This window comes from Halodesulfovibrio sp., assembly GCF_025210605.1.
Taxonomy (GTDB): Bacteria; Desulfobacterota; Desulfovibrionia; order Desulfovibrionales; family Desulfovibrionaceae; genus Halodesulfovibrio.
In genome coordinates this window covers 55,534-80,103 of sequence record NZ_JAOARI010000031.1, presented here as the reverse complement: position 1 = coordinate 80,103, position 24,570 = coordinate 55,534, and the positions used below count along the sequence as shown (strand labels likewise).

19 protein-coding genes and 1 tRNA gene are annotated in these 24,570 nt (G+C 44.4%); 9 read left to right on the top strand and 11 right to left on the bottom strand.

Features of this window, described 5'->3' with window-relative positions:
- Window positions 1–813: 813 nt before the first annotated feature.
- Window positions 814–1,236: a universal stress protein gene (locus N4A56_RS11845; protein WP_295547549.1), complete on the top strand. Its 423-nt coding sequence runs from the start codon at window positions 814–816 to the stop codon at window positions 1,234–1,236.
- Window positions 1,237–1,794: 558 nt separating this feature from the next.
- Here N4A56_RS11845 and N4A56_RS11840 read toward each other — a convergent pair.
- Window positions 1,795–2,973: a Na/Pi symporter gene (locus N4A56_RS11840; RefSeq protein ID WP_295547548.1), complete on the bottom strand. Its 1,179-nt coding sequence runs from the start codon at window positions 2,971–2,973 to the stop codon at window positions 1,795–1,797.
- A 342-nt stretch (window positions 2,974–3,315) separates the two neighbouring features.
- Between N4A56_RS11840 and N4A56_RS11835 the strand changes: the two genes are divergently transcribed.
- A complete protein-coding gene (locus N4A56_RS11835; protein ID WP_295547545.1) occupies window positions 3,316–4,140 on the top strand; it encodes a nitroreductase family protein in 825 nt (274 codons plus the stop codon).
- Window positions 4,141–4,241: 101 nt separating this feature from the next.
- Here N4A56_RS11835 and N4A56_RS11830 read toward each other — a convergent pair whose 3' ends face one another.
- The 5 genes from N4A56_RS11830 to N4A56_RS11810 all read right to left on the bottom strand — a co-directional run bounded on the left by N4A56_RS11830 (window position 4,242) and on the right by N4A56_RS11810 (window position 12,105).
- The gene (locus N4A56_RS11830; RefSeq protein WP_295547543.1) at window positions 4,242–5,264 is read right to left on the bottom strand and encodes an alpha-hydroxy-acid oxidizing protein; all 1,023 of its coding nucleotides are present in this window, start codon (window positions 5,262–5,264) and stop codon (window positions 4,242–4,244) included.
- Window positions 5,265–5,343: 79 nt separating this feature from the next.
- A complete protein-coding gene (locus N4A56_RS11825; protein WP_295547540.1) occupies window positions 5,344–6,039 on the bottom strand; it encodes a FadR/GntR family transcriptional regulator in 696 nt (231 codons plus the stop codon).
- A 213-nt stretch (window positions 6,040–6,252) separates the two neighbouring features.
- Window positions 6,253–8,715 (bottom strand): CHASE3 domain-containing protein, encoded by a 2,463-nt coding sequence (locus N4A56_RS11820; protein WP_295547538.1) that lies wholly within the window; start codon window positions 8,713–8,715, stop codon window positions 6,253–6,255.
- Between the two features lie 631 nt (window positions 8,716–9,346).
- Entirely contained in the window at window positions 9,347–11,134 is a 1,788-nt protein-coding gene (locus N4A56_RS11815) for a chloride channel protein (RefSeq protein ID WP_295547536.1), read from the bottom strand.
- Window positions 11,135–11,160: 26 nt separating this feature from the next.
- Window positions 11,161–12,105 carry a bifunctional riboflavin kinase/FAD synthetase gene (locus tag N4A56_RS11810; RefSeq protein WP_295547534.1) on the bottom strand — a complete coding sequence of 315 codons (945 nt, stop codon included), beginning with the start codon at window positions 12,103–12,105 and terminating at the stop codon, window positions 11,161–11,163.
- Between the two features lie 472 nt (window positions 12,106–12,577).
- Here N4A56_RS11810 and N4A56_RS11805 point away from each other — a divergent pair.
- Together N4A56_RS11805 and N4A56_RS11800 are read left to right on the top strand one after the other, a co-directional pair.
- A tRNA-Leu gene (locus N4A56_RS11805) sits at window positions 12,578–12,664 on the top strand.
- 184 nt (window positions 12,665–12,848) lie between these two features.
- Window positions 12,849–13,553, top strand: coding sequence for a hypothetical protein (locus tag N4A56_RS11800; protein ID WP_295547533.1), 705 nt, complete (start codon window positions 12,849–12,851; stop codon window positions 13,551–13,553).
- A gap of 319 nt (window positions 13,554–13,872) precedes the next feature.
- On the opposite strand, the gene N4A56_RS11795 is transcribed toward N4A56_RS11800, so the two are convergent.
- Complete coding sequence (locus tag N4A56_RS11795) at window positions 13,873–15,528, bottom strand: TolC family protein (protein ID WP_295547531.1); 1,656 nt, start codon at window positions 15,526–15,528, stop codon at window positions 13,873–13,875.
- 460 nt (window positions 15,529–15,988) lie between these two features.
- Here N4A56_RS11795 and N4A56_RS11790 point away from each other — a divergent pair, with 460 nt between their 5' ends.
- The 5 genes from N4A56_RS11790 (at window position 15,989) to pal (ending at window position 20,173) form a co-directional block, all read left to right on the top strand.
- Window positions 15,989–16,681: a MotA/TolQ/ExbB proton channel family protein gene (locus N4A56_RS11790; protein ID WP_293670981.1), complete on the top strand. Its 693-nt coding sequence runs from the start codon at window positions 15,989–15,991 to the stop codon at window positions 16,679–16,681.
- A gap of 4 nt (window positions 16,682–16,685) precedes the next feature.
- Window positions 16,686–17,111 (top strand): ExbD/TolR family protein, encoded by a 426-nt coding sequence (locus N4A56_RS11785; RefSeq protein ID WP_293670980.1) that lies wholly within the window; start codon window positions 16,686–16,688, stop codon window positions 17,109–17,111.
- Between the two features lie 11 nt (window positions 17,112–17,122).
- Window positions 17,123–18,043: a TonB family protein gene (locus tag N4A56_RS11780; RefSeq protein ID WP_295547528.1), complete on the top strand. Its 921-nt coding sequence runs from the start codon at window positions 17,123–17,125 to the stop codon at window positions 18,041–18,043.
- 22 nt (window positions 18,044–18,065) lie between these two features.
- On the top strand, window positions 18,066–19,409 hold the full coding sequence (locus N4A56_RS11775) for a translocation protein TolB (protein WP_295547526.1): 1,344 nt from the start codon (window positions 18,066–18,068) through the stop codon (window positions 19,407–19,409).
- 209 nt (window positions 19,410–19,618) lie between these two features.
- Window positions 19,619–20,173, top strand: a complete 555-nt coding sequence (gene pal, locus N4A56_RS11770) for a peptidoglycan-associated lipoprotein Pal (RefSeq protein ID WP_293670977.1) — start codon at window positions 19,619–19,621, stop codon at window positions 20,171–20,173.
- Window positions 20,174–20,483: 310 nt separating this feature from the next.
- Here pal and N4A56_RS11765 read toward each other — a convergent pair whose 3' ends face one another.
- The 4 genes from N4A56_RS11765 to ilvD all read right to left on the bottom strand — a co-directional run bounded on the left by N4A56_RS11765 (window position 20,484) and on the right by ilvD (window position 24,550).
- Window positions 20,484–20,912 carry an MOSC domain-containing protein gene (locus N4A56_RS11765; protein ID WP_295547523.1) on the bottom strand — a complete coding sequence of 143 codons (429 nt, stop codon included), beginning with the start codon at window positions 20,910–20,912 and terminating at the stop codon, window positions 20,484–20,486.
- A gap of 148 nt (window positions 20,913–21,060) precedes the next feature.
- On the bottom strand, window positions 21,061–22,053 hold the full coding sequence (locus N4A56_RS11760; RefSeq protein ID WP_295547521.1) for a MerR family transcriptional regulator: 993 nt from the start codon (window positions 22,051–22,053) through the stop codon (window positions 21,061–21,063).
- A 230-nt stretch (window positions 22,054–22,283) separates the two neighbouring features.
- A complete protein-coding gene (locus N4A56_RS11755) occupies window positions 22,284–22,448 on the bottom strand; it encodes a hypothetical protein (protein ID WP_295547519.1) in 165 nt (54 codons plus the stop codon).
- Window positions 22,449–22,882: 434 nt separating this feature from the next.
- A complete protein-coding gene (gene ilvD / locus N4A56_RS11750) occupies window positions 22,883–24,550 on the bottom strand; it encodes a dihydroxy-acid dehydratase (RefSeq protein WP_295547517.1) in 1,668 nt (555 codons plus the stop codon).
- Window positions 24,551–24,570: the final 20 nt, after the last annotated feature.

Here is a 24,570-nt window from a genome sequence, read left to right as displayed (position 1 = left end):
ACATGTTTTAGAAAAGTAACAAAAGAGCCTGTGACGTACGCATATTCTGGCGTACCGTATTGCTGTAAAAGAGAAAGTGAATAGTAATCAAGCTCATAACATGCAGTAAGTACCGCTTTTGTACGCAATTTTATCCCTAAGTTTTCACACGGAATGTTTGCTGAAATTTCCAACGACAAATCTACAGCATAGTGCAAAAGAATTGGCGTGAATCTGTGATTTTTAGCAGTGGATATCTTACTATTTACTGTAGTTTTAAGCACCTGTGAATAGATTCAAAAAAAACTTATGAACTATATAAAATTTATTAAGTTGCTTACTCGCGTTACTTAGGTATTATGCACGCTCCTCGCATGACGCGTGACCTTTACGCGTTTATGCTGCGTTTTCCGAACACACTGTTCCGTAAAAGTGTTCGGAAAACTCGGCAGCATACAGTACAAATATCAAAAGCCCCTGTCTCTTCATACAAAATTTGAGACAGGGGCTTTTATTGTGCGATGATGTGTATAACGGAAAGGTACTTTGCTATTTTAATATATAAGAGCAGGTTATTTTTCTGATGTGAAATATCGTTTCCAGTCTCGATATCTACGATAAGTACTCTTTTTTTGTAATATGATATATTTTTTATACCATTGCTACAGCTATGTAAGCAGGGTATGGTTATGTACTTTGTATGCAATGCATTTTTTCAGTTATGCATACTCTAAAGTAGAAAGTTTTCTACTATAACTACAAGAATAAACAGTACTTCACGGGGTTATACACAGTCTAATTACTCTAAACTCTGGTGCTATGCGGGAGTATTACATGAAAATAACAAAAATATTATTGCCGGTGGACGGTTCCGAATATTCTCTCAATGCTGCTACTGAAGCTATTGATCTTGCAAGTAAGTTTAATGCGGAAATAATAGTACTGTATTGCAGTGAGACGTTCCAAAACCTCAAGCAATTTAAAGAATTTTCCGTAGAGTCACTAGAATATGCCAATCAAGTGCTTACACCTGTCCGCGAAATGATGGAAAAGCATAAGGCGCTGTATTCAGAACGTGTTGTGGATAACTCGCCAAGTGAAGAAATTCCACGAATAGCGGAAAAAGAAAAAGTAGATTTAATTATTATGGCACCGCGGGGAACCAACCCACTTGCTTCTATCCTGCTTGGCAGCGTGACAACCAGAGTATTAAAACAAGCTCCATGTAACGTGCTTGTTGTGCATAAAAAGCACTAATAACCTGCAAAAAAACTTAAGGTCAGCATCTACTCCGACACGATTATCTAGGAGTAGATGCTGACCTTTTTTTGTTCTATTCGTTGCACGCAAAAGAGTCCGGAGTTCAGACTAGTAACCATCGCTGAACCCCGGACTCTTTTGAGGAGCTCCGGCAGCATTTCGCCCATTGAATGCTACCGAAGGATGTGCAACACGCAGCGCTAAGTCGGATTAACCGACTTATTGCCAGACGATTTATGTCAGGTTCATCCGGCAAACTGCGATAGAAGATTAATACGGGGGTACCCTCTTCTATCGATGGCTTTCCGGAAGCGGTTACACGCTTTCTATACAGTGCGTACTCTATATTCGGACTAATTTAGTAGAAATTAGCTAATTCATTCTGTAAACGGTTTCAGGGTAACTGTAAAGCTATCCTTTGCTTTTGGGAAGAACAAAATAGTAAAAAAATGCCGTTCCGTTTCCTGAACGGCATTTTTTTACAGGATTACTACAACGTTCGGACAGTAAAATTATTCGGTTGAATGGGGTTTTATCTGCTACAGTCGCTATTTTTTACTGTGCAAGCATGATGAATGTTGCAGGGAGTAAGAAAAATACTCCAAGAACGTAGCATGCTGCGTAGCGTTTTTTTCGTCCGGCGTAATCTGCAAGCCATTCTGCACATCGCGGTGGCACTTCGCGTAAAAACGGTATTCCATAAATTATAAGTACACCGGAGATATTAAAGAGCAGGTGCACAAACGCAATTTGCAGAGCAAAAAGACTGTTACCGCCGACAACAGCTGTTGCAGCAAGCAGAGCTGTAACGCATGTGCCGATGTTACTTCCCAAGGTAAATGGGTAGATCTGGCGCATGCTGAAAATGCCTGAGCCAACAAGCGGGATCATAAGGCTGGTTGTTGTTGAAGAAGACTGAACAAGAATGGTGACAACCATGCCGGAAAGGATACCCGCGAATGAGCCACGCCCAATTGCGGTATGCAGCATATTTTTAGCACGACCAACCATAAGTTTCTTGAGCAGCTTACCCATCATGGTAATTGCACAGAAAATAAGTCCAATGCCTATAACTACAAGCAACGCGCCCTGAATCTCAGGTGAAAACGCACCGAACATTCCTTTCAACCCACCAATCAACGGCTTGGTGATCGGCTTAATAAAGTTCATTCCTTTCATGCTCATAGAACTTCCGCCTACAAACATGGATGCAATGGCTAAACTGGATTTTTGCAGGAAGCCGGTAAATATTTCGAGTGGTAAAAAGATACCAACAGCAATCAAATTGAAAAAGTCGTGCACGGTTGCGGCAGAAAACGCACGCTTAAATTCAGTACTGCATCGCATATGCCCAGCACTGACGATTGTATTGGTGATAGTAGTACCGATGTTGGCTCCCATAATCATTGGGATAGCCAGTGACACCGGCAAGCCACCTGCAACAAGCCCTACAATAATAGATGTTACTGTGCTTGAGGACTGGATAAGAGCGGTACACACCGTACCGATAATAAGTCCGAGAAACGGATTTGAGGCAAAGGCAAATAATGTTTTTGCTTGTCCGGCAGTCGCAGTCTTAAATCCTGCGCCAATCATGCCTACGGCAAGCAGCATACAGTAAATTAACGCAGCAACAGCAAGCCAGCGGCAAATAACAGTAAGGTTAAATCCTTGAGAGTCAGTCACAGAAGACACCTGCGGTGTCGCTTTGGGAGAGTAAGTCATATCAGGCATACATGCTCCAAAAAATATATCTAGGTGATCGACCCGACCTGCTCAGACATCCTTGCCTGCTCCTCGAGCCGTGCTCTAGATAGTCATTTTTTGTGACAACATTGTTACAGCTTTTTGTCATTGTGCCACTGGGCTGTAACTATGCCCTTATCCTGTTAAAATATGATATTTTTTTGGTGAAATATTCTCGACAAAAAATATCGTCCTTTATCCCGTCTCTTTTTTGCAGTACTGTGCGCCGACATGATGCCACACTAAAAAACGATTTCCCTGCACACGGCACAACGCAATATCTTGTTTTTTAAAATAAAGTAGATTGATATTGTGGCATACGGAGAAAATATGCTTGATTTTAACGTTAATTTTGAAAAATGCATTCAGTGCGGTCTGTGTGTTGCAGACTGTCCTACAACAATTATTCGTTTTGATAGTGAACACCCTTCTATTGACCCGTCCCGTGAAGCTCGTTGTCTGAAGTGTTTACACTGTTTAGCTATCTGTCCTTCAGGCGCTATATCTATTCTTGATGTAGAGCCAAGCGACTGTAAAACTATCAAAAACAGCTTTCCATCTGATGAGCAGCTCGAAACACTCATGCGCGGACGCCGCTCCGTTCGTCGTTTCAAGCAGGAAAATGTTGATACAGCACTCATCAATAGATTGATCGAATTATCTGCAAATGCACCTACAGCAAAAAATGCTATGGAACTGCAATTTACTGTTGTGGACGATATGGATGTAATGAAAAAAATATCTGACCACACATATAAGCACATTACAGAAGCGATTACAGAACAACGGTTACCGAAAGGTTTAGGGCATTTTAAAGCGTTTGCAAAAGCGCATGCCCAAGGTAACGACATTATATTCCGAAACGCACCACATATGCTTATTGTTTCAGCGCCTACAGCTGGAGCTTCTGCGCATATTGATGTTGCAATTGCTCTTACTCACTTCGATCTGGCAGCAACAAATGCTGGATTAGGCAGTCTGTGGTGTGGATTTGCATTACAGGCGCTCACAGGCTTGGTTCCAGACTACAAAGAAATGCTGGGTATCCCGCAAGAGCACGATGCAGCATATGTTATGATGTTCGGCGCACCGGCGGTAAAGTATCAGCGCACTGTTGACCGTAAATTCCAGACAGTTCATCGAGTCAAATTATAAAACAGCATATTGCTGTTGATATACGCACATAAAAGAGCGGTCATATGCTGGTTGTAGCCAGCATATGACCGCTTTGTTAATTTCCTAGTCTACCTATAGCGCTATTGTCCGAGCACATCGGTAATGATGTTGAAATTAGCATCGTCAATAGATTCACAGCCGGTGAGAACCATAGCAGATTTTAGCTCTCCGGTAAGTTGCTGAATGTACTTGGAAGCACCTTCTTCAAGACCGCCAACAGTTGCTACGGAGAACGGACGTCCAATCATAACAGCGTCTGCACCCAAAGCGATCATTTTCAAAATATCAGCACCAGTACGGACACCACCATCAACAAGAACAGCAAGCTCACCGTTTACTGCTTCTGCGATATCTGCAAGCACATGTGCTGTACCCGGAGTATGGTCAAGAACGCGACCACCGTGGTTGGAAACAACAATACCTGCGGCTCCGGCTTCTACTGCTGCCTGCGCATCTTCAGGAGTCATAATGCCCTTGAGCAATACCTGCCCCGGAATTTTTTCAATAAGCGCTTTTAAACGCTCAACACCGCGCGGTGCAACAGGGCGTCCCATTTTAGCAAGGGTGATAAGACCAATGGCGTCGATATCGATACCGAAGGTGGTGCAGCCAGTTTCAGCAGCTTTTTCGATTTTCTCGAAAAATTCAGCACCTTCCCAAGGCTTAATGAACGGAATACCTTTACCGTTCACAGCCTTAATTGCACCGAATCCCGCTTCTGAGATAAACGGTGGCACACCGTCACCAGTACAGCCAACAATACCGTTGGCGTCACATGCTTTCAGCTTTGAAGTAATGTATTCTTCTTCACTTATCTTCCCGCCCATGTTGAACGATACACCGCCGATTGGTGCTGCAAATACCGGAATAGAAAGGTCGTACCCAAGAACGGTTGAACGAGTATCCGGTTCAGAAACATCATGAATAGTACGCATGCGTAATTTGTAGTCTGCCAGTGCCTCTATATTGCTTCTAAATGAAGCCCCAGTTCCAAGTGCACCCATACCTGGAACCTCGCCGGAACAGGCTCGCCCGTCACATTCCTTACAGACTTTGCAAAAACCTTTCATTCTTTCACGGGCTATTTTACGAACATCTTGCATAACATTTCCTCACCTTGATTGTTCTGGTTAATTTTGTGCGTAATAAAAGATGACAGCAGCACAAGTGTACAGCTTAGAATCACACAGTTGTAAAGAGTAGCGCGTGTACCTGCTTTAAGTGCGTGCGCATAGATTCTGTCGCCAGCGCTGCATCACCGGTACGGATAGCGTTAAAAATTTCTTTATGCATAGAACAGGACTGCGCTCTGCGTTCAGGAGATTGAAGCGGTGCCTGCCGTATTTCTTCAAGCGCGGTGCTTGCGTTATATAACGCTTGTTCAAACAGCGGGTTTCCAGAAGCTTTGGCAATAGCACAGTGGAATCGAATGTCTTTTTCCCACGGATTCCCCGCTGGTGGTTCCGGTGCTTTTTCCTCAATAATAGCTGCAATAGCATCCAGTTGTTCAGGCGTAGCATTGCGAGCCGCAAGCCCTGCCATTGCAGGTTCAATTGCCTGCCGGAACTCCATAATCTGCAATAAATAAATTCGTTGTTCTGTAACAGCCTCCGCCAATGGCTCAACAATATTTCCAGTATGGATAATATACGTTCCGTTTCCGCGTCTGCTTTCTACAATCCCTTTTTCTTGTAGAGAGCGTATTGCTTCACGGATTGAACTGCGGGAAACTTGAAATGTCTGTGCCAAATCCCGCTCTGGCGGCAACTTATCGCCAATACCAAGCGCTCCGGTTTGTACCATTTCTTGTATGCGCAGCACGACTTGTTCGTATATTTTTAATTGTTCTTTTTTTGGGGCGGAAGATAGCTTGTTCATGTAATCCTTTCATGTGGTCTGACCAATTATTTGGTCTGAGAAGTACCATATTGAGAACCGATTTTGAAGAATTTTGTTTTCCCAAATACAATAGAAAAAGCCCTTACCAGAATAAGGGCTAAGAGTGTCGCAAAATCCATTCTTCATAAAAAAGGATGCAGCCATCTTCAATAGTAACGATGGCTGCTCCCTGTTCCTTCTTGTTATTTCTACTTAGTGCGCAAGGCGACTAATCAATCCTCTAAGCTCTTGCGCATTATGCGCCATGCTTTCAACAGATTGTGATGCCGACAACATTGACTGAGCGGTTTCATCGGAGATCATACTTACTTCCTCAACAGCCCTGTTGACTTCCTCACTTGCCGCAGACTGTTGTTCACTTGCTGTAGCGATAGATTCAACCTGACTCGCTGTTTCGCCCGCTAGCTGAACAATAGAGTTGAGCAGGTCTCCAGATTCACCAGCGAGTGCTGTGCTTGTTTCCACTGATCTTGTTGCTTCGCCAGTAGCGGCAATACTTGCTTCAGCACCTTTTTGAATACTTGTGATGGTAGCTACTACTTCACGGGTGGCATCCATGGTTTTTTCTGCCAGCTTACGTACTTCATCTGCAACGACAGCAAAGCCTCGACCAGCATCACCTGCACGCGCTGCTTCAATAGCTGCATTAAGAGCCAGCAAGTTTGTCTGGTCAGCAATATCTTCAATAACCGTGATGACTGTTCCGATGTCCTGAGCTTGAGTACCCAGCGAGTCCATATTACGGCGTAATGTATCCATCTGCCCATGCACTTCTTGAATAGACGCGACCATCTCATCAACAACGGATTCACCGCGAGAGGCAGTTGCATGTGATTTAGAGGCGTTTTCTGAAGCTTGCGATGCATTATGTGCCACCTCTGACACTGTAGCATTCATCTCTTCCATGGCGGTTGCTGTTTCAGAAGTACGTGCACTCTGACGCTGAGCACCTTCGGTTGTTTCTGCCACTTGAGCTGCAAGCTCTTCAGCACCGACGGAAACCAAGTTCGCAATACCTGTTGCTTGCTCTGCTATCTCCGCCATCAGCTTGTTCTTTTTCTGAATTTCTGCCTGCTGATTGCGGATAGAGGTCAGTTCGTAATAAACTGTGAATACACCTATTAAATTTTTATCAAGGTCATATAGAGGGTTAGCATTTGCCTCAAGAATTCGATCCCCTTCGCTCCGCTGAACGATTAACTCTCTCTGAACCATCTCACCGTTAGTAAGCGCTTGCACAGAAGGAGTGGTCTGGCTATCAACGCCAAGTGCGTCCATATGCTTGCCGATGAATTCTTCTGTACTACCTGTTTTACCGCACGCTTCCACCAGTCGACTATTGAGGAAGGTTATGTTGCCCTGAGCATCAAGGGTTAACACTGGGAATCGGTTAGAAATGCCATCAAGTACGCTTTGAGCAAAGCCAAGGCGCTCTTTCAGATTTTCAACCATTTGCTCAATTGCAGTTTTCACACGGTCTAACTCTGGCGGGAATGTCCCCTCAAGAGTGCTCTCAAGGTCACCATCTGCGACCTGCTGCGCATACACACGGATAGTATCAAGCTGGCTGTTCAGGCTATGGATAATAATGTACCCTAGAACACCGGATATCGCGAAGCCTAATACAATACAGCTTATGACAAGAACCATGGTTTCGGTGACGGTCTCGTCGTTTTCTGATTGTCTAACTTCCATCAGTGCCCGCTCGTCGCGTTCAAAATCTGCCATAAGTTGACGGAATTTTCCGAAGAACTTTCTGCCTCTGGCTTCACCGACGATATCAGCCATGTCATCCATGGTTTTAGCGTGACCAATATCTCTGCGTAGCTGGATACTTGGAGCAACAACCTTTGTTTGCCACTCTCGTATAGTGCCAACCATTGCGGCTACTCGACGAACTTGAGCAGGGTTGCCTGCAACCTTGCGCTTCAGCTTTGCAGCTTGAGCATAAAAGCTATCAGAGCCATTATTATATGGTGCTAAAAAATTTTCTTTACCTGCCAGCAAAAAACCACGCATGCCGGTTTCCATATCGACAGCCGCAGCGAGCAAGTTCGTGCCCATGATAATTGTTTCATAGGTAGCTGATACGCGGGAGCCCATGCCGCCTGTACTCTGGTATCGTGCAAGCTCCGCTTTTTCAGCTTTTATGAAACCAGCAACTTGTGCACGAAAAGAATCAAAATATTTTTTGCCTTGCTCTTCGCCTACGCGCTTTGCCATGTCATTCATGGTCTGAGCGTTACCAATTTGTCGTCTCAAGCTAATGATTGGCTCTGTAATATCGTGTTGCCAACTTTTGAGGACACGTTCAGCTTCTTCAAGTCTTGCCACTTGGTTAGGATTGTCTTTTACCGTCTTTTTAAGCTCTGCAATTGTTGCGTATGTACTTTTTTCTCCATTAGTATACGGTTCAAGAAATGCCTCTTTGCCTGCCAGCAAATACCCACGCATACCGGTTTCCATATTAATGGCGCTCCCTTGAAGGGCTTCCGCTTGTTCAAGAACATAGTGCGTGTGCTCAACCCAACCGGAGGTTTGCGTCAAGTTATCAATATTCGTAATGCATACAGTCCCAAGCAAACTGAGCATTACCATAGGGACACCTATCCCTAAAATTAATTTTGTTTTAAAACGCATGGTAGTTAAATTCATACAGCCTCCCAACCATCCCTCTATAAAATAATTTCAAAATGTCACTTCACGCAGTTGATCGGGGAAGGCGAAATAACATTTTGTTACAAATTTATTTACATTATAAAAAAAATAACGTCGAGGCTGTTGACATGAAAAAACTAGCGATGTCAATAATTTGAAAATATTTTTTTACGATTAATCTTTATTGCATAAGGAATAATTGTATACGATTTCACCGAAACCTTATGTGCTATTGAAACCACGTACACTTATTGAAAGAAATTAACCTAGTGTTTTATCAAGACATTTAGCTCAATTTCTAATTATTGATTAGGTATTAAGGAAACCCCATACAACATACCCTTTACTTACTGATATTTTATTATAAAAAAGACATGCGAAAAGATGTTGTGAATGCAACATGCACTTACTATATCGAAAACATAAAGCACAAAAGGCTGTCCTACATACATAGGACAGCCTTTTTGTTTAAATCAGATTATGCGAAGCCGTGCAAAGACATATCCAACGGGATATTCTCGCATACTAAAAAGCTTTAAAGGGGGTCTGGGGGAAACTTTGCAAAAGTTTCAGCCCAGCCGTCGGAGACAGCAGTCCCTCGAAGTGCCACCGCAAGCTTGCGAAAAGCCTATTTTTCGTTTTCGTGGATTGTGCTCAAATGATTTTTATAGGCACGGAACACATCGGCTCGGTTGATGAGACCAAGAATTTCATGCGGATTATCTTCCTGCACAACTGGAATCTGTCCAAGGTCTGAGTCTACAAACTTAACCAACGCGGTATACAGGTCATCATCGTCATGGAGTGTTACACCTTTACGCGCCAAGTCACCTACGACAACAAGATCAAACAAGCTTTCCTCGTACAATATGTTTCGCACATCGTTGATGGAAAGAATGCCTGTAATTTCTCCTGCAATGTTTTTCACAGGGAAGAAGAACTCGTTTGTGCCGGTAATAATGTTTGTCAAAGCCTTTAGTGTAATAGATTCTTCAAGAATCGTTACACGTCCGCGTTGGTAGAAGTCGCCCACGTGCAGGTTCTCGAGAATGTTTACTGTAGAATCAACAATATGCGCAGGAGATTCAAATTTATTCTCAACCTGATTTTCATAGAGTGAAACTTTACGGCTAATAACAACACAGATAGCACCTGCGAGCATAAGCGGAGCCAGCAAACCATAGCCCTGCGACAGTTCGCAAACCATAATTAACGGCCCGATAGGCGCGTTTGCGACTCCAGCAAAAAATGTTGCCATACCTACCAGAACATAACCGCCCGGCTGGGTAACAATATTCGGGTAAAAGCTGTTTGCGGTAAATCCGACAACACCACCTGTCATGCCCCCTACAAACAGTGCAGGGGCAAACATGCCACCACTCATGCCGGAGCCGAGGGTGAGTGACGTTGCCAGTGTTTTTCCAAAAAGAAGCACAAGCATGGTAAATACCGGCAGGCTACCGTTAATTGCTTGTTCCAAGCCGTGATGTCCGGTTGAAAGCACTTCCGGATAGAACATGCCGTACACGCCCATGATGAGACCGCCAGCTGCCATTGTCCACATTATGCCTACACGCTGGCGGAGCTTTTCAAACACTGAGTATTTGAGGAAGTGGAAGGTTCGGACGTAAATCCACGCTGCAAGGGCACATGCAGCGGAAAGAATGGCGTAAAACAACAGCTCCCGTGCATCGTTGAAGTGGAATTCCGGAATATCAAACATTGGCTTGGAGCCAAATGCCATAAAGAAAAGGGAATACGCAACAACGGACGATGTTACCGCAGAAACAATAGCTTCTGATTCGAAGTCTTCTTTGTAGATAACCTCAATGGCTGTCATAGCGCCACCAAGAGGCGCAAGGAAGATAGCACCCAGACCACCGGCAGCACCAGTGAGCATTAAAATACGACGCTCTTTAGTAGAAAGCCCGAATTTATGTGCAAACCAGCAACCAAGCCCAGCACCAAGCTGGGAAACAGGGCCTTCCTGACCTGCGGAACCACCCGCTGCAATGGTCATAATAGAAGTGATCCCTTTGATGATGGGAGCCTTAGGTTTAATTTCACCTTTGTTCTGGTGGAACGCTTTAATCATCGCATCAGTGCCGTCAGTGACACCATGAATGGAATCTGGAAGAAATTTTTCCACCAGAAAACCGGTAACTAACGCGACAGAAACCAGTGCGATAGGAATAACCCAAGGGCGATATTCACCACTATGTCCGCCGTGACTGGAGAATCCAGCAAGGTTGTGTTGGATAAAGTCGAGAGAATAGTCGAGTCCGAGACGGAATATGACAGCGACTAAACCGGCAAAAATACCAACAAGCACACCAAGCACAAGCATACGGACGTATGTGACACTATGGTATACACGAAGGTATTCTTTCCAGATTTTGTTAAATGGACCGAGCATCAGGCGCTCCAGATTGTATATTCATGCTACAGGCGTGCTTCAGGGGCGTCGAGCAGTTGTCTGGCTAATGTTACATCATTAGTTATTTGTTCGATGAGTTCATCTAGTCCGCTAAACTTTTTCTCATCACGCATGCGCGCAACAAAATTGAGACGCAGTTCCCATCCGTAAATGTCTGCATCAAAATCAAGAATAAACGTTTCAACACTAATCTCATCATTACCGAAGGTCGGGTTGTAACCAATGTTTGTTACAGCCTGATATACTTCGCCGTCTAATTCAGCCCAAGTGGCGTACACACCCGGTTTCGGGTGCAGTTCGTCACGCACACGCATGTTTGCAGTAGGAAAGCCCAGCAGTTTTCCACCACGGTCCATACCATGAATAACAGTACCGCGGATAATATAAAAACGATCCATAAGAGGTCGCACATCCCACACTTTACCGGCTTTAATGAGGTCACGAATACGTGTGGAGCTGACAATAGCGTCGCCGATCATAACAGGATCAAGACGTTCTATGCCATATCCATATTTCTCGCCCAGCGCGGAAAGTAGTTCAAAATTCCCTTTGCGCCCTTTACCGAAGGCGTAATCGTAGCCCACAACAAGCTCTTTCATCTTTAGCTCATCAACAAGGATACTTTTTACAAATTCTTCGGGTTCAAGTGCAGCCAGCTCCCGTGTAAACTCAAGTAAAAGAACAAGGTCTACGCCGATTTTTTCAAGCAGGTCTAACTTCTTTTCATAATCGGTAATAAGAGCAGGGGCATGCGAACCGGCAAGTACTTTAAGTGGGTGTGGACAAAAGGTCACAACAACACTGGGTACACCCATAGATGCCGCTTTTTCTTTAGCGCGGTTGATTAACTTTCTATGACCGTTGTGTACGCCGTCAAAGTTTCCGATAGTGACGCAACAACCTTGGGAAAGATCTAGTGAGATTTCCTGTATGCTTCGTGCAATTTGCATGGGTACCACCAGCAGCATGTGATTTTCGTAAAAATGCTTTCGCGAACAGGCAGCCTGTTGCGCGAAGGCGAACATTGTTACAGCAAAAGGGTTGGTGCTTCAAGTGGCAGATGGCTCACAAGCTGGTTTCTGATGGAGAAATCTGCGTGGCAAGCGCTATTACGCAACGTCACGAGGTTACATGCAATTAATTGCACACTCTGCAGCCCTCACTCCTGTGCGTGACTCAACATACCTCGTGTGTATTCGAACAATAAGAACCTAATCCACAAGCATGTTCTTTATACATGCAATTGTAGAAAATAGACATGTAAAGTAAGCCTGTTATGGGATATATACACCTATACTTCTTTTTCTCAGCGAGTAGAATTACGATATTTTTTTGATTTTTCTTAAAAAAAGCTTGCATGCTTTTTGTTTTATGGATAAACACCACTCCTCGAAGCACAACAAAAGCTTCGTCGAAAAACGTGCCGAGGTGGTGGAATTGGTAGACACGCTAGGTTCAGGGTCTAGTGGATGTATTTCCGTGAGAGTTCGAGTCTCTCCCCCGGCACCATCGAATTCAAAAGCTCTTAATTCATATGAATTAAGAGCTTTTTTTGTACCTAAGAGTTAGCTCTAACGGCGTGTTTTGCTTTCCTATGCTCACCGTATTTGATAAAGGCAATCTTCACAGTATATTATACGTTTTTGTTGAATTTTCTTCTCTAACTCAACTACTACCTAATCAATGAGAAACTATGAAAAAAACTCTTTTCTGCTTACTGCTCGTTTTCTGCCTGACAGGTTGCATGGGCTCTAAAGCTCCTTTGTACGGCGTTCACCCAAAAGCAAAAACTGCTGAGCTGAAATACTCTGGAATCGGCTTAACTTCTGATTTTGAGCTAGAAAATATTGCCACTGGCACATACAAAAGCATCGGCTACCAAGCTGGTCTTATTTACTATGCTGGTGCACAGAATATCGATCTTACCATCAAAGCCGCCCAAAAATGGAAGCTTTCTGCTGAGTGCAAAAGACAAGCGTTTGCACTCCCAAGCATTGGGATGCGACTGCACAACCCTTATGTTGCCGTAATTACCCGTAAAGGAAGAGTTATCGGCAATATCGGCATTAGCATGCCTGATATTGATGCAAAAAGTGAGCTTTTAGAACAAGTAGGTCTTGATAGTCTGGTACACACAAATCTTACATTGAGCGGTGGGGCTAATATTCTAGGCAAACGATACAAGCTTGCATCCGTGTTTAAAGACGAAAAAGGCAAAGTCCATGGTTCACCACTTGGCTACAAGGTGACTCGAGGAAACAAAACTCTCGGCGTTGTGCGAGTTGGTAAAAACATGTTTGGTGGCGCAACAATGACTGTGTGGCTCAGACCTGGTTTATCACCAATTGTCGAGCAAAGCGTTGTGACTATGCTACTTCTTTCCGGCTACGCTATTTAATTTTACCAAAGACTTTGGTTTTCCTAAATATACATAGGACAGCCTTTTGTTTTCAAATCACTCCCAATTAGCCGTACAAAAACATATGCGACAGAATATCCTCGCATAATAAAAAGTTTTGAAGGGGGTCTGGGGGAAGCTTTGCAAAAGTTTCAGCCCAGCCGTCGGAGACAGCCCCCTCGGAGAGCCGCCAGAGGCTCCCCCCCAATTCCTCACAACAAAAGGCTGTCCTTTTATTCAAAGGACAGCCTTTCTTGGTAAACGAAATCGTAAGATATCTTGCTAATGTATACCTATACCACAAGTACCTTACGTATTTTTACTGATCTGATTCTGATTCAAGTGTATTTTCAATCTGACGATCTTCTTCAGTGTTAAGAGGCTGATCAAGAGCGCCTGTATCGTCACGGCGTTCTGCTGCTTCATCTTTTCTAATATCACTTGCAATGTCCGCTTCCAATCCACGACCAGTTTCATTGATGATATTGCTGGTTGTAAGTCCCGGAACCTTAGTTCCTGTTGCATTATACAAGGACGCTACAGAAATCATGTAATCACCGCGTGCAGAAATCAGAGATGCTTCCGCGGAGGAAAGGTCAGCCTGTGCGTCGAGCACGTCTGTGTTTGTTCCAACTTGCGCTTGGTAACGGGCAACTGCCATGCGGTAGGCTTCTTCTGCCGCAGCAACAGTTTTTTCTGCCACTTTAATACGTTTTGCAGCGTTGATGATGTTGAGGTAACGGGACTTTACTTCAAACGCAGCTTCCTGCCATGTGTTGGCTTCGCTGGCTTTATTGGAAAGAACCGTTTGTTTTGCGCTGGTTGTTGCAAAGTAGGTAGTACCCCAAGAGAAGACGCTCCATGATGCTTGCGCGCCAACCTGAGTACGTGCCAGAGGAACCAAAATGGTTCTACGACTATACCCGTTAACTTCTATGCCGTCGCCATTTTTAGTCCACGTCACAGTACCTTTAACCTGTGGATAAAATTCACTGGCAGCTACTGTTACCTGCTCTTGAGAAATTTCAGTAGCTTTGCGGGCAATCAAAATATCTGGACGGTAATGCGCCGCAGTATCAAGGCTCACTTCCAATGGTTGGTCAAATGGGAAGTATGCAAGTTCACCTTTGTAATTAATATGTGCGTTAACTGGCAGATTAAGCAATGTGTTCAAACGTGCTTCCTGAATAACAACTGTATTCTGTGCAGAAATAAGAGTGTTTTCAGATTCGGAAAGCTGTGCTTCTGCGCGCAGAACGTCAATGCGTGGCTTAAGCCCAACATCATAGAATGCCTGTGCAACTTTAAGCTGAGAAGCCAGACGTTCTACAGAGTCTTTTGCAGATTCGACATTTTCGCGTGCTGTTAACAGATTAATGAAGTTTTGCTGTACAACAAAAATCAAGTTCAATTCAGCTAAGCTCAGTGCAAGATCCTGACTTTCAGCAGTAAGGGCTGCACTATTGTAAGTTGCAAGCAGGTTGAAACCAGTGAAAATAGGCTGAGTAACTTCAACTGCCCACTGGTAATTGTGCTGACTGCCATTCAAACTTGGTTTGGAATATGTCCAACCGTAGTTTGTGCTTAAAGCCGGTCCAAATGCACCACGAGCAGACTTTCTGGTTTCTTCGGCACTGGTTGCGCCTCTGCGGGCTGCTTCAATGGAAGGGTTGTCGGCAAGAGCTTTGAGTACCGCTTCTTTAAGATTATATGTTCCGGAAAAAAGAATTCCGGCAGTAGATTCCGGTTTAACTGCTTTTGCAGCCTGTTTAATTTCTTCTGCAACAGCAGTTCGCTCTTCAGGCGAAGCTTCGCGTTGAATATCAACGTCCAGCGCGCCTTTATCGAGTTCTTTCATATCTGCCGACTCGGTCATGTCACCAGATGAAGGTACAGTCTCGGCGTAAACAGGGGCTGCCAAAACCATACTCAACATGACGAGTATAAGCAGCTGTTGCCAACGGGGGCATCTCATGGTCAGGTCTCCTTGCGTTTGTCTCATAGACTCGCAGCTAGCATCACGAAGAGTAAAGTCGTAGAAGAATAAACACTTTCATGCGCTGTTTCAAGGGTAAGGGGATAAAAACACTGATCTATACGTAAAATCACGCTGTGTTTCAGGTATGCTTCCGTGTGTGAAGAGAAGCACTGAATGATCAGGATAATTCCTAGGCAGTTACCTTTTTTCAAACACTGTTTGAAAAAAGGTAAATACTCAAAATAACCAAGTACTGCAAGGCACATTACGCTGCAAACAAAAAACAGCAAAACACACCGTCCAAACCAGCTAGAAACATACTAGTGCAATATTCATTTTACACTATAAAAGAGAAAAAAATAAGCATGATACGTAATAACTTTTAACCGTCACTTATTTAGGGTACAACGCTTCAGACTCACAATAAATATATCCGTAACATCAACCGGAGAAATATATGGGTGACACCAATATCCTCATGCTCATTGGGCAAGCCACCATTGTCGTAAAAATTGTACTCGGCATGCTTGCTGCAATGTCCCTTATTAGTTGGACTATTATGTGTAATAAATGGTTCACGCTTTCTTCTGCGAAAAAACGTGCTGCCAGAGGCATCACAGCATTCCAGAACGCTAAATCCCTGCGCGAAGCAGTTCAGGCTGTCGGCACTGATGCTTCCTCCCCACTCTTTTTCGTAGCACAGCAGGGCGTAGACGAATATACACGTCTGCGCGAAAGCGTAACTTCCGCAACAGTCATTGCAGACAACGTTAAGCGCTCACTGGATCAAGGCGTATCCATGCAGTCTGCTTCTCTTTCTTCCGCGCTTCCGTTTCTTGCAACCTGTGCTAACTCTGCACCGTTTATCGGTCTTTTTGGTACTGTATGGGGTATTATGCACTCCTTCCATACCATTGGACAGATGAAATCTGCGGCACTTGCTGCTGTTGCACCGGGTATTTCAGAAGCACTCGTAGCAACAGCTATCGGTCTTGCCGTCGCTATTCCTGCCGCTATCGGCTACAACATGTTCCTTGGAAAATTGCAGGACATCGAAGTCCAGCTTAATTCTTTTTCCGGCGTGTTCTTAAACCGCGTGCAGCGGGAACTGCATACCCAGCGCCCTAAACGCACCGCAGGCGAAGGATAGCTACATGGCTATATCTATGGGAAATAAAAAAGGCTTTGTTTCCGAAATCAACGTTACTCCGTTTGTCGATGTAATGCTGGTGTTGCTCATCATCTTTATGGTTACAGCACCGCTTATGACGCAAGGACTGGACGTTGAACTACCGCAAACGGAGACTGTTTCCGCACTGCCTTCTGACAAAGATCATCTTATTCTTACCATCGATAAAAATGGAAAGATGATGCTTGATGACTATGCGGTTACAGAACAAGACCTTCCCGGACATTTGGAACGTCTTGTTAAAAGACAGAATAAACAACTCTTCTTACGCGCAGATACAAATGTTGCTTATGGAAGCGTTGTAAAAGCTATGGGCATCATTAAGGGTGCCGGTATCGACAATTTGGGCGTTCTTGCTGAAAACCCAGAAACCGCAACAGCAAAAAAGTAGGTGCGTGACGCATGCGCTTTTTGAGTATGTTGTTCTCCTTGTGTCTTCACTTAGGACTTATTGCTGCAATACTTTACTGGCCGGCTTCTACAATTAAAGTGCGGCTGGATGTACCTGTGTACAAGGTTAAACTTGTACAACTGGCAAAAAAGGCTCCTGCCCCTGCACAAAAATCGAAAGCAGTTGCCACAGCAGCCAAACCTAAGAAAGAAGCCCCTGCCAAGGAAGAGCCTAAACCAGCTCCCCCTAAAAAAGAGGCTGTAAAAAAAGCACCTAAGCAGGAACCAGCTAAACCGAAGACACCGGTAAAGGCGAAGCCAAAAGCCAAACCTGTTAGCACAAAAAAGAAAGATGAACCGAAAAAAGCGGTGAAGAAAAAAAAGAAGCCGCAAAAGAAAAAAGCTGTAAAAAAAGCTAACACGAAAAAAAAACCGCAAAAGAAAAAGGTAAAGAAAAAGACTCCACCTAAACCAACCCCCGAAGATATTTTGCGGAAAGCTTTGGCTTCCACACAGGCAACTGTAAAAAAAGATGACCAGAAAAAGGTGCATGACCTTGAAAATGAGCTTGCGGCTTTACAAAAAGCAGTCGAAAAAGAAGACGCTGCAAAAGCAGAGCAAGGTATTGAAGGAACACCACAAGAAGGCGTTATCGGCAGCATTGAAGATTTATATGCGTTAACAGTTATGGCTGCTATCAGACCAAATTGGCGCTATCCAAAGCTTGCCACACGCACCATTCTTGTTGCACAGGTACGTGTACTTATTTCGCAGACAGGAGAAATTCTCGATGCTCAGTTGTTGAATTCCTCTGGTCGTCCGGATTTTGATTCTTCTACGTTACGCGCAATTGCCGATACCGAGCAATTGCCAAGTCCACCAAGTCCTGATCTGACAGAAATAACCCTGAACTTTAACAGTCAGGAACACTAATTATAACGTCTGGATGCATACAATGAAGCGTATTTATATACTTACATTACTACTCTGCATGGCATTTGCCACAGCAACATCTGCAAATGCCCGTTCTTTAGAAATCGACATCTACGGTCCTGGGCAAAACAAGATAAACCTCATCCAGTCAAAACCAGTTATTGCTCCGCAGGCTGCAACCAGCCCTCAAACTACGAAAAGTGCTGCTGAATTAACCAAACTAATTCATAACAACTTGTTCTATCTGCCATTTATGAATCTGATACAAGATCATACAATTCTCGGCGGCAATACCGTTGTAGGCGGTTCAGGAAAAACTATTGATTTCAAAAAATACCAGCTGGCTAGTGTAGACCTTCTCATTACAGAAGTATGGCCGGATGTACCGCAAAATGCCCGCCCTCGTGTTGAGTTGCGCGCATTTGAAGTGTTTACTGGCAAGCTGGTTCTTGGCAAAGCGTATTCCGAACTTACACCGGAAAACCTGCCGAATGTTGCAGACAGATTCTGTTCTGCTTTAATGAAAAAACTGACAGGACGCGGAGAATTTTTCCTCTCCACACTTGCTTTTGTTAAGAAAAGCACTCCTGAAAAGAAAGATATTTGGACAGTCCGCCCTACAGGTCGTGAACTGAACAAGCTGACGAATATGTCCGGTCTCGCCATGTCCCCGACATGGTCTCCCGATGGTCGCTACATATTATTCAGCCACATCGGCAAGAGGTTCCATTCACTTGGCATCTGGGATCGCCTGACCCAACGAGTGCAAAAAGTGAAGTTTCCCGGAAACACTATTATTGGTCCTGCATTTCTGCCTGACAACAAAGTGGCTGTCAGTCTCGCTGCCGGTGGAAATCCGGACATCTATCTGCTGAACCATAAATTCAAACGCGAGAAAACCCTTGTTCAAAACTGGGCAATTGATGTTTCTCCAAGCTTTGACGCTACAGGCAAAAAAATGGTCTTTGTTTCCAGCAGACGCGGTAACCCGCACATTTTCCTCAAAGACCTGAAAACGGGTAAAGAGACCCGTATTACTCGAAATGGCAAATACAATACCAGTCCTTCGATATCACCTGATGGAGAACTGGTCGTATTCGCTCGCAGAACGTCACAAGGGCACAGAATCTTTGCTCTTGATCTTGTTACAGGCAAAGAAAAGCAGATTACCTTCGGACCTGGTGACGACGAAATGCCTGCATTTGGGCCGGACGGCTTTTTTGTAGCATTTTCATCCAATCGAAGCGGCGAGTACAAAATATATCTTACAACCCGTCACGGGGGGACTCCAAGGATGGTTAAAACCGGCTCAGGAGAAGCAACTCTGCCTGCATGGGGTATGATACCTGCGGGGTCAGGACGGTGACATTTGCGGTGAGGGCGTTATCGCACTTGCCAACAGTTTGAAACCGTGTAAGAAATGGACGGAGTTTTTTGAATTTAACAAGAACGTCGATTTTTCCGTTTTTTTACGTAATTTATAGACGTTCATGCTATTCAAATCGGTTTTTAAATGCTTGCTACGAAAAGAGATTCTATCTCTAGAGTCCTTTTTGCAAAATTTAGGAGGATGCAATGATTAAACGATTCGGTTTTGCACTGCTGCTCATTATGGTTATGTCCATGAGCTTTGGCTGTGCCAAAAAACAGGTAGCTGTTACACCAGAAAAATCTTCTGGCTCTGAAGCTGCTGTTGTTGAAGTTTCAGACAGTGATAACGGCAGTGTTGTTATCGCAGAAAATGCAACAGCCAGCGAAGCTCAGCTTGCAGAAGAGATTGCAGCTGCAGCAGCTACTTTGGCTGACACCCCTATTCTTTTTGATTTCGATAAATTCGACATCAAACCTATGTACCGCGACGTTCTCAAGCAGAACGCTGAATTACTGAAAAAATACCCTACAATGCGTATGCTCATCGCTGGTCACACAGACCCACGCGGCACATCTGAGTACAACCTCGCTTTGGGTGAACGCCGCGCACGCGCTGTTCAGGATTACCTGATCGTTCTCGGTGTATCCGCAACTCAGCTCGAAATCGTATCTTACGGTGAAGAGCGTCCAGCAGCTCAGGGCGCAAACGAAGCAGCTTGGGCTCAGGATCGTCGTGCAGAATTCGCACTTATTCAGTAAGTCCCCTATTTGCTAATATAGTAAAAGGCGTTTCCATAAGGAAACGCCTTTTTTTGTGCTATTCTTCTCGAGTAGTGGAACTCAAAGCGACACATTTTTAAAAGTAAAGAACTGTAGTGCAGTACCGTTTTTCACTCTATGCAGCATTACCCGCTTTCTCTACTTTATAAGGCAGGTGCAAAGCATTTTTGCTACCAAGAGCCGATGCAAAATAGAGCGTTTGGCGACTAGCGATATACTGCCCAACTACGTTGCAAATAATAAAACTCGAACGCCCTTTCATTGTAAGAGAACGTTCGAGCTACATTCATTATGATACAAGGGTGATTTCATCCCCTGTTTTTATTTCGCCGCCTTTAAGAACTTTGGCAAAAATTCCTTCAGTTGGCATTACACAAAAACCGACAGCTTTGTGTATCTCACATTTTGAATGACATTTTTTTCCTATTTGCGTTAGCTCAAGCAGTGTTGAGCCAATAGAAAACTGCTGTCCCACACGCAAAAAAGTAATAGGAAATCCATCCACAAGCAGATTTTCTGCAAAATCACCTGCTTTAAGAGTTGGGAGTTTATGCCGCATTTTGTCGACGCTTTCCACAGCAAGTAGGCTTACCTGCCTGCCGCTGCCCGCATGCGCATCGCCTTCAATCCCATGCTCTTCAACGAGTAAAGCTGAATCAACAGGCTTTTTCTGCTCACCCTTCTTTGCACTCACGCATATTGCTAAGACTTGTCCCATCTTGGTACTCCGTTATTCTTACAGACCTAGAGGTGTCGCCAGCAACTCTGGTTGCACACCTTTTGCTGCAAGTAATACTATCTTTTGAAAGAATAGTACATGTACCGAACATGTGATGGTTTTATCTACTATATTGAAAAGACGTAAGTTATCGCGAATAGACATCCAAAATAAAATCTTGCAATGCGTCAGGCGTAATGCGGTGCCCATTGGTGGTCATGTCCTTGATAACCATAGCTGAACCGCTCAAAGTAGAAGTCTGCGCCATTATCAAACAGATATTGTGGGGAACGTCCGCCCGCTCCTGCAATAAATCAAGCTGCCAGCCGGAGTTGTTTTCAGACCATCGCAGGGTATAGCAATGCTCCTCAACAAAATGTGCCATAATTGATGCACGAAAATCGTTAAGCGTCAGTCGACTGTTTCCGCGTCCTACTAACGGCGTATAGGCGCCTTCATTATTTTGAATAAGCAACGGCAATGCGAACATTTTTCGTGGTGGGTCATGCGAAATAACGTCACGCAGCGGCACTAATCTATGAACAGTTGCCTTTTGCGTTTGCGAATCTTGCTCTTCAGAATAATCATCCTGCATTTCGACATCAAGGTCTTCTACCCGTGAACAGGCTAGGGCATTCCACAGCTCTTCTGTTCGTTCAGCAAGAGCGCGCACCTCTTCAAGAACAGGATCATGGGGTGGAGAAGTTGTAGAAGCTTTGTTCACAAGTCCAAGCTGTTGCAGACGGTTTTCAATAGAAACCATCTTCTTAAGCATCTGTTCCTGCTTTAAAGACAAATTCACCATACTTTTAGCAAGGTTGCTCATTGCCAATTTGTAGTCATTCGGCAATGTAACTTCAACAGCTTCAACTTCTTCTTTTGGCTCTTCAACCACTGGCGGGGTAATAAATTTAAATAGCTCGGCAAGCCGCTGGTGTGTTTCATCTACAGAAAACCCCGCGCTGAATAAGTCACGAATAGCGCGACACACTTCCAGAGCTTCTTCAGTAAACTGAATTGGCTTTCCCTTGCTCGCTACAGGAATGCAGTTCGGGAACTTGCGCCTGTAACTTTTGATAGTTGTCTCCGAGACACCCAAAATTCGGGCGATTCTTTTGTGAGTCAAAGGCATCTGGCTCATATTTCCTCGCAACTTCAATAGGATCACGGCATCGTAATCAATACGTTATTCACCAACAGAGTCCATATACCACCCGTAACAAAGGTATCGACTCTGAATATACAGTTTACTGGCGGGCAACGCACATTTTGCACATTTCGACGGCAAAGAACAAGCCAAACACTACAACTTACCGCATTCATTTCTGTAATAACAACAATCACGGACTAATATTCCAACATTAAAGTCTATTACAGCACCATCGTGTCTCGCAATATTTCTATGCAAAGAGGCAGACAAATCCAGCCTGCACACACATCTACGCCACCAACTATGCCCAGTTTGATAACAAGTGATGGTTCACCGAGGAAGTTTTCCACAATATATTTTGAAAGATGACAAATTATAGCTACCAATAATCAACCACTTACTTTAATTACGAACATTCTGTGCGTACTATGTTGATAATTTGTTCGTATTTTTCAAATTTTGCTTACAATTTTACAAACAGAATACGAACGTATGTGCATAACATGCGCACCAGACTACGATGCTTTAATAAAGCAGACACCTAAGTAAGAAAGGACAGGATAGATCTTCTGCACAGCCTAGCCTCTGCTTCTTTAAAAACCTTGCTTGAATGAGGGTCAATTGCGCTCACACGATTAACTTTTTGCAAATAAAAAGGGCTGTCCTACATTGGCAGGACAGCCCTTTTCTAACTATTCAAAAAGTCGTGCACTATCATGTGGATCACATGCCAACGCTCAACTTATTGCTATTTTTATACAGACACTACGAAACTCCCAAGAAACTCTTGCGGGTTCATCGTGTCTCGCACAAGTACGAACTATTTATACACAGCTCCTGAAGCGGCACTTTTAACCATACGGCTATAGCGTTTAAGAAGCGGAGAAGAGATTTCTTTTTCCAGAGGCTTCCAGCCTTTTTTACGCTCTTCAATAACTGCTTCATCAACAAGCAGATTAAGTTTGCGCTCTGGAATATTAATTTCGATTTTATCACCTTCTTCTACAAATGCGATCATGCCGCCGTCGGCTGCTTCCGGAGAAACATGCCCAATCGCTGCGCCACGGGTTCCGCCGGAGAAACGACCATCTGTAATAAGTGCGACATCAGAGCCAAGACCAATTCCCGCAATTGCGGCTGTCGGGGAGAGCATTTCGCGCATTCCAGGACCACCTTTAGGACCTTCGTAGCGAATGATGATTGCATCGCCTTTATTGATTTGTTGCCCCATAATGGCTTCAAATGCTGCTTCTTCTGAATCAAATACGCGCGCATTGGCAGTTCGCACCATCATTTCCGGTGCCACGGCAGATTGCTTTACGACTGCTCCCTGCTCTGCAAGACTGCCATACAAAATAGCAATGCCGCCTTCCTCTGAATATGGCTCTTCAATAGGGCGGATAACTGTCGGATCACAGTTGACGGCGTTCATTTCCGTCAAATTTTCACCAAGAGTCTTGCCTGTCACAGTCATTACATCAAGATTAAGCGCATCTTTTTTACGCAATTCAGCAAGCACAGCAGGAATACCGCCCGCTCGATGAAGGTCTTGAATATATTGATCGCCTGCTGGTGATAATTTACAGAGGTTAGGAGTTTTCTTGCTGATTTTATCAAACAGTTCCAACGAAATATCGAGATTGGCTTCGCCAAATACAGCCGGTAAATGAAGTACTGTATTTGTAGAACAACCGAGAGCCATATCCGCAGCAATCGCATTTGAAACAGATGCTTCTGTCACGATATCCCGTGGACAAATATTCTTTTCAAGCAGTTCCATAACCTTGAAACCGGCTGTTTTTGCAAGACGGATACGTGCAGCAGAAGTAGCAGGAGTTGTGCCGTTACCCGGTAAAGCAAGACCGATGGTCTCAGAAAGACAGTTCATGGAGTTTGCCGTAAACATACCGGCGCAGGAACCACAACCGGGGCAAGCTGTTTCGGACAAATCTTCCAACTCTTCTTCTGTCATTTTTCCGAGCTTAACCTGACCAACACCTTCAAAAACGTTGATAAGGTCTGCACCACCGCCTCCTTTTGTTGTACCGGCAGCCATTGGCCCACCACTTACCAGTACAGAAGGAATGTTCATGCGCAGCATTGCCATGAGCATTCCCGGAACCGATTTGTCACAGTTCGGGATAAATACAAGCGCATCAAACGGATGTGCAGTCGCCATAATCTCAATGGAATCTGCAATAAGCTCACGACTCGGAAGTGAAAAACGCATGCCTTCGTGGTTCATCGCCAAACCGTCGCAAACGGCAATTGCAGGAAATTCCATAGGCGTACCACCAGCGGCACGGATTCCAGCTTTCACTGCATCGGCGATGGTATCTAGGTGAATATGACCGGGAACCACCTCGTTGGCTGCATTAACAACACCCACAAGCGGGCGGGAAATTTCTTCGCGTGTAAGCCCGAGAGCATACAATAAGGAACGATGTGGCGCTTTTTCAAGACCACCTGTCATTTTTTTACTACGCATAGTTAAGCTTCCTGTAGTGT

Bases quoted from the DNA above. Each gene is read 5' to 3' on its own strand.
- N4A56_RS11845 (WP_295547549.1), top strand. From the start codon at position 814: ATGAAAATAACAAAAATATTATTGCCGGTGGACGGTTCCGAATATTCT.
- N4A56_RS11840 (WP_295547548.1), bottom strand. From the start codon at position 2,973: ATGCCTGATATGACTTACTCTCCCAAAGCGACACCGCAGGTGTCTTCT.
- N4A56_RS11835 (WP_295547545.1), top strand. From the start codon at position 3,316: ATGCTTGATTTTAACGTTAATTTTGAAAAATGCATTCAGTGCGGTCTG.
- N4A56_RS11830 (WP_295547543.1), bottom strand. From the start codon at position 5,264: ATGCAAGATGTTCGTAAAATAGCCCGTGAAAGAATGAAAGGTTTTTGC.
- N4A56_RS11825 (WP_295547540.1), bottom strand. From the start codon at position 6,039: ATGAACAAGCTATCTTCCGCCCCAAAAAAAGAACAATTAAAAATATAC.
- N4A56_RS11820 (WP_295547538.1), bottom strand. From the start codon at position 8,715: ATGAATTTAACTACCATGCGTTTTAAAACAAAATTAATTTTAGGGATA.
- N4A56_RS11815 (WP_295547536.1), bottom strand. From the start codon at position 11,134: ATGCTCGGTCCATTTAACAAAATCTGGAAAGAATACCTTCGTGTATAC.
- N4A56_RS11810 (WP_295547534.1), bottom strand. From the start codon at position 12,105: ATGCAAATTGCACGAAGCATACAGGAAATCTCACTAGATCTTTCCCAA.
- N4A56_RS11800 (WP_295547533.1), top strand. From the start codon at position 12,849: ATGAAAAAAACTCTTTTCTGCTTACTGCTCGTTTTCTGCCTGACAGGT.
- N4A56_RS11795 (WP_295547531.1), bottom strand. From the start codon at position 15,528: ATGAGATGCCCCCGTTGGCAACAGCTGCTTATACTCGTCATGTTGAGT.
- N4A56_RS11790 (WP_293670981.1), top strand. From the start codon at position 15,989: ATGGGTGACACCAATATCCTCATGCTCATTGGGCAAGCCACCATTGTC.
- N4A56_RS11785 (WP_293670980.1), top strand. From the start codon at position 16,686: ATGGCTATATCTATGGGAAATAAAAAAGGCTTTGTTTCCGAAATCAAC.
- N4A56_RS11780 (WP_295547528.1), top strand. From the start codon at position 17,123: ATGCGCTTTTTGAGTATGTTGTTCTCCTTGTGTCTTCACTTAGGACTT.
- N4A56_RS11775 (WP_295547526.1), top strand. From the start codon at position 18,066: ATGAAGCGTATTTATATACTTACATTACTACTCTGCATGGCATTTGCC.
- pal (WP_293670977.1), top strand. From the start codon at position 19,619: ATGATTAAACGATTCGGTTTTGCACTGCTGCTCATTATGGTTATGTCC.
- N4A56_RS11765 (WP_295547523.1), bottom strand. From the start codon at position 20,912: ATGGGACAAGTCTTAGCAATATGCGTGAGTGCAAAGAAGGGTGAGCAG.
- N4A56_RS11760 (WP_295547521.1), bottom strand. From the start codon at position 22,053: ATGAGCCAGATGCCTTTGACTCACAAAAGAATCGCCCGAATTTTGGGT.
- ilvD (WP_295547517.1), bottom strand. From the start codon at position 24,550: ATGCGTAGTAAAAAAATGACAGGTGGTCTTGAAAAAGCGCCACATCGT.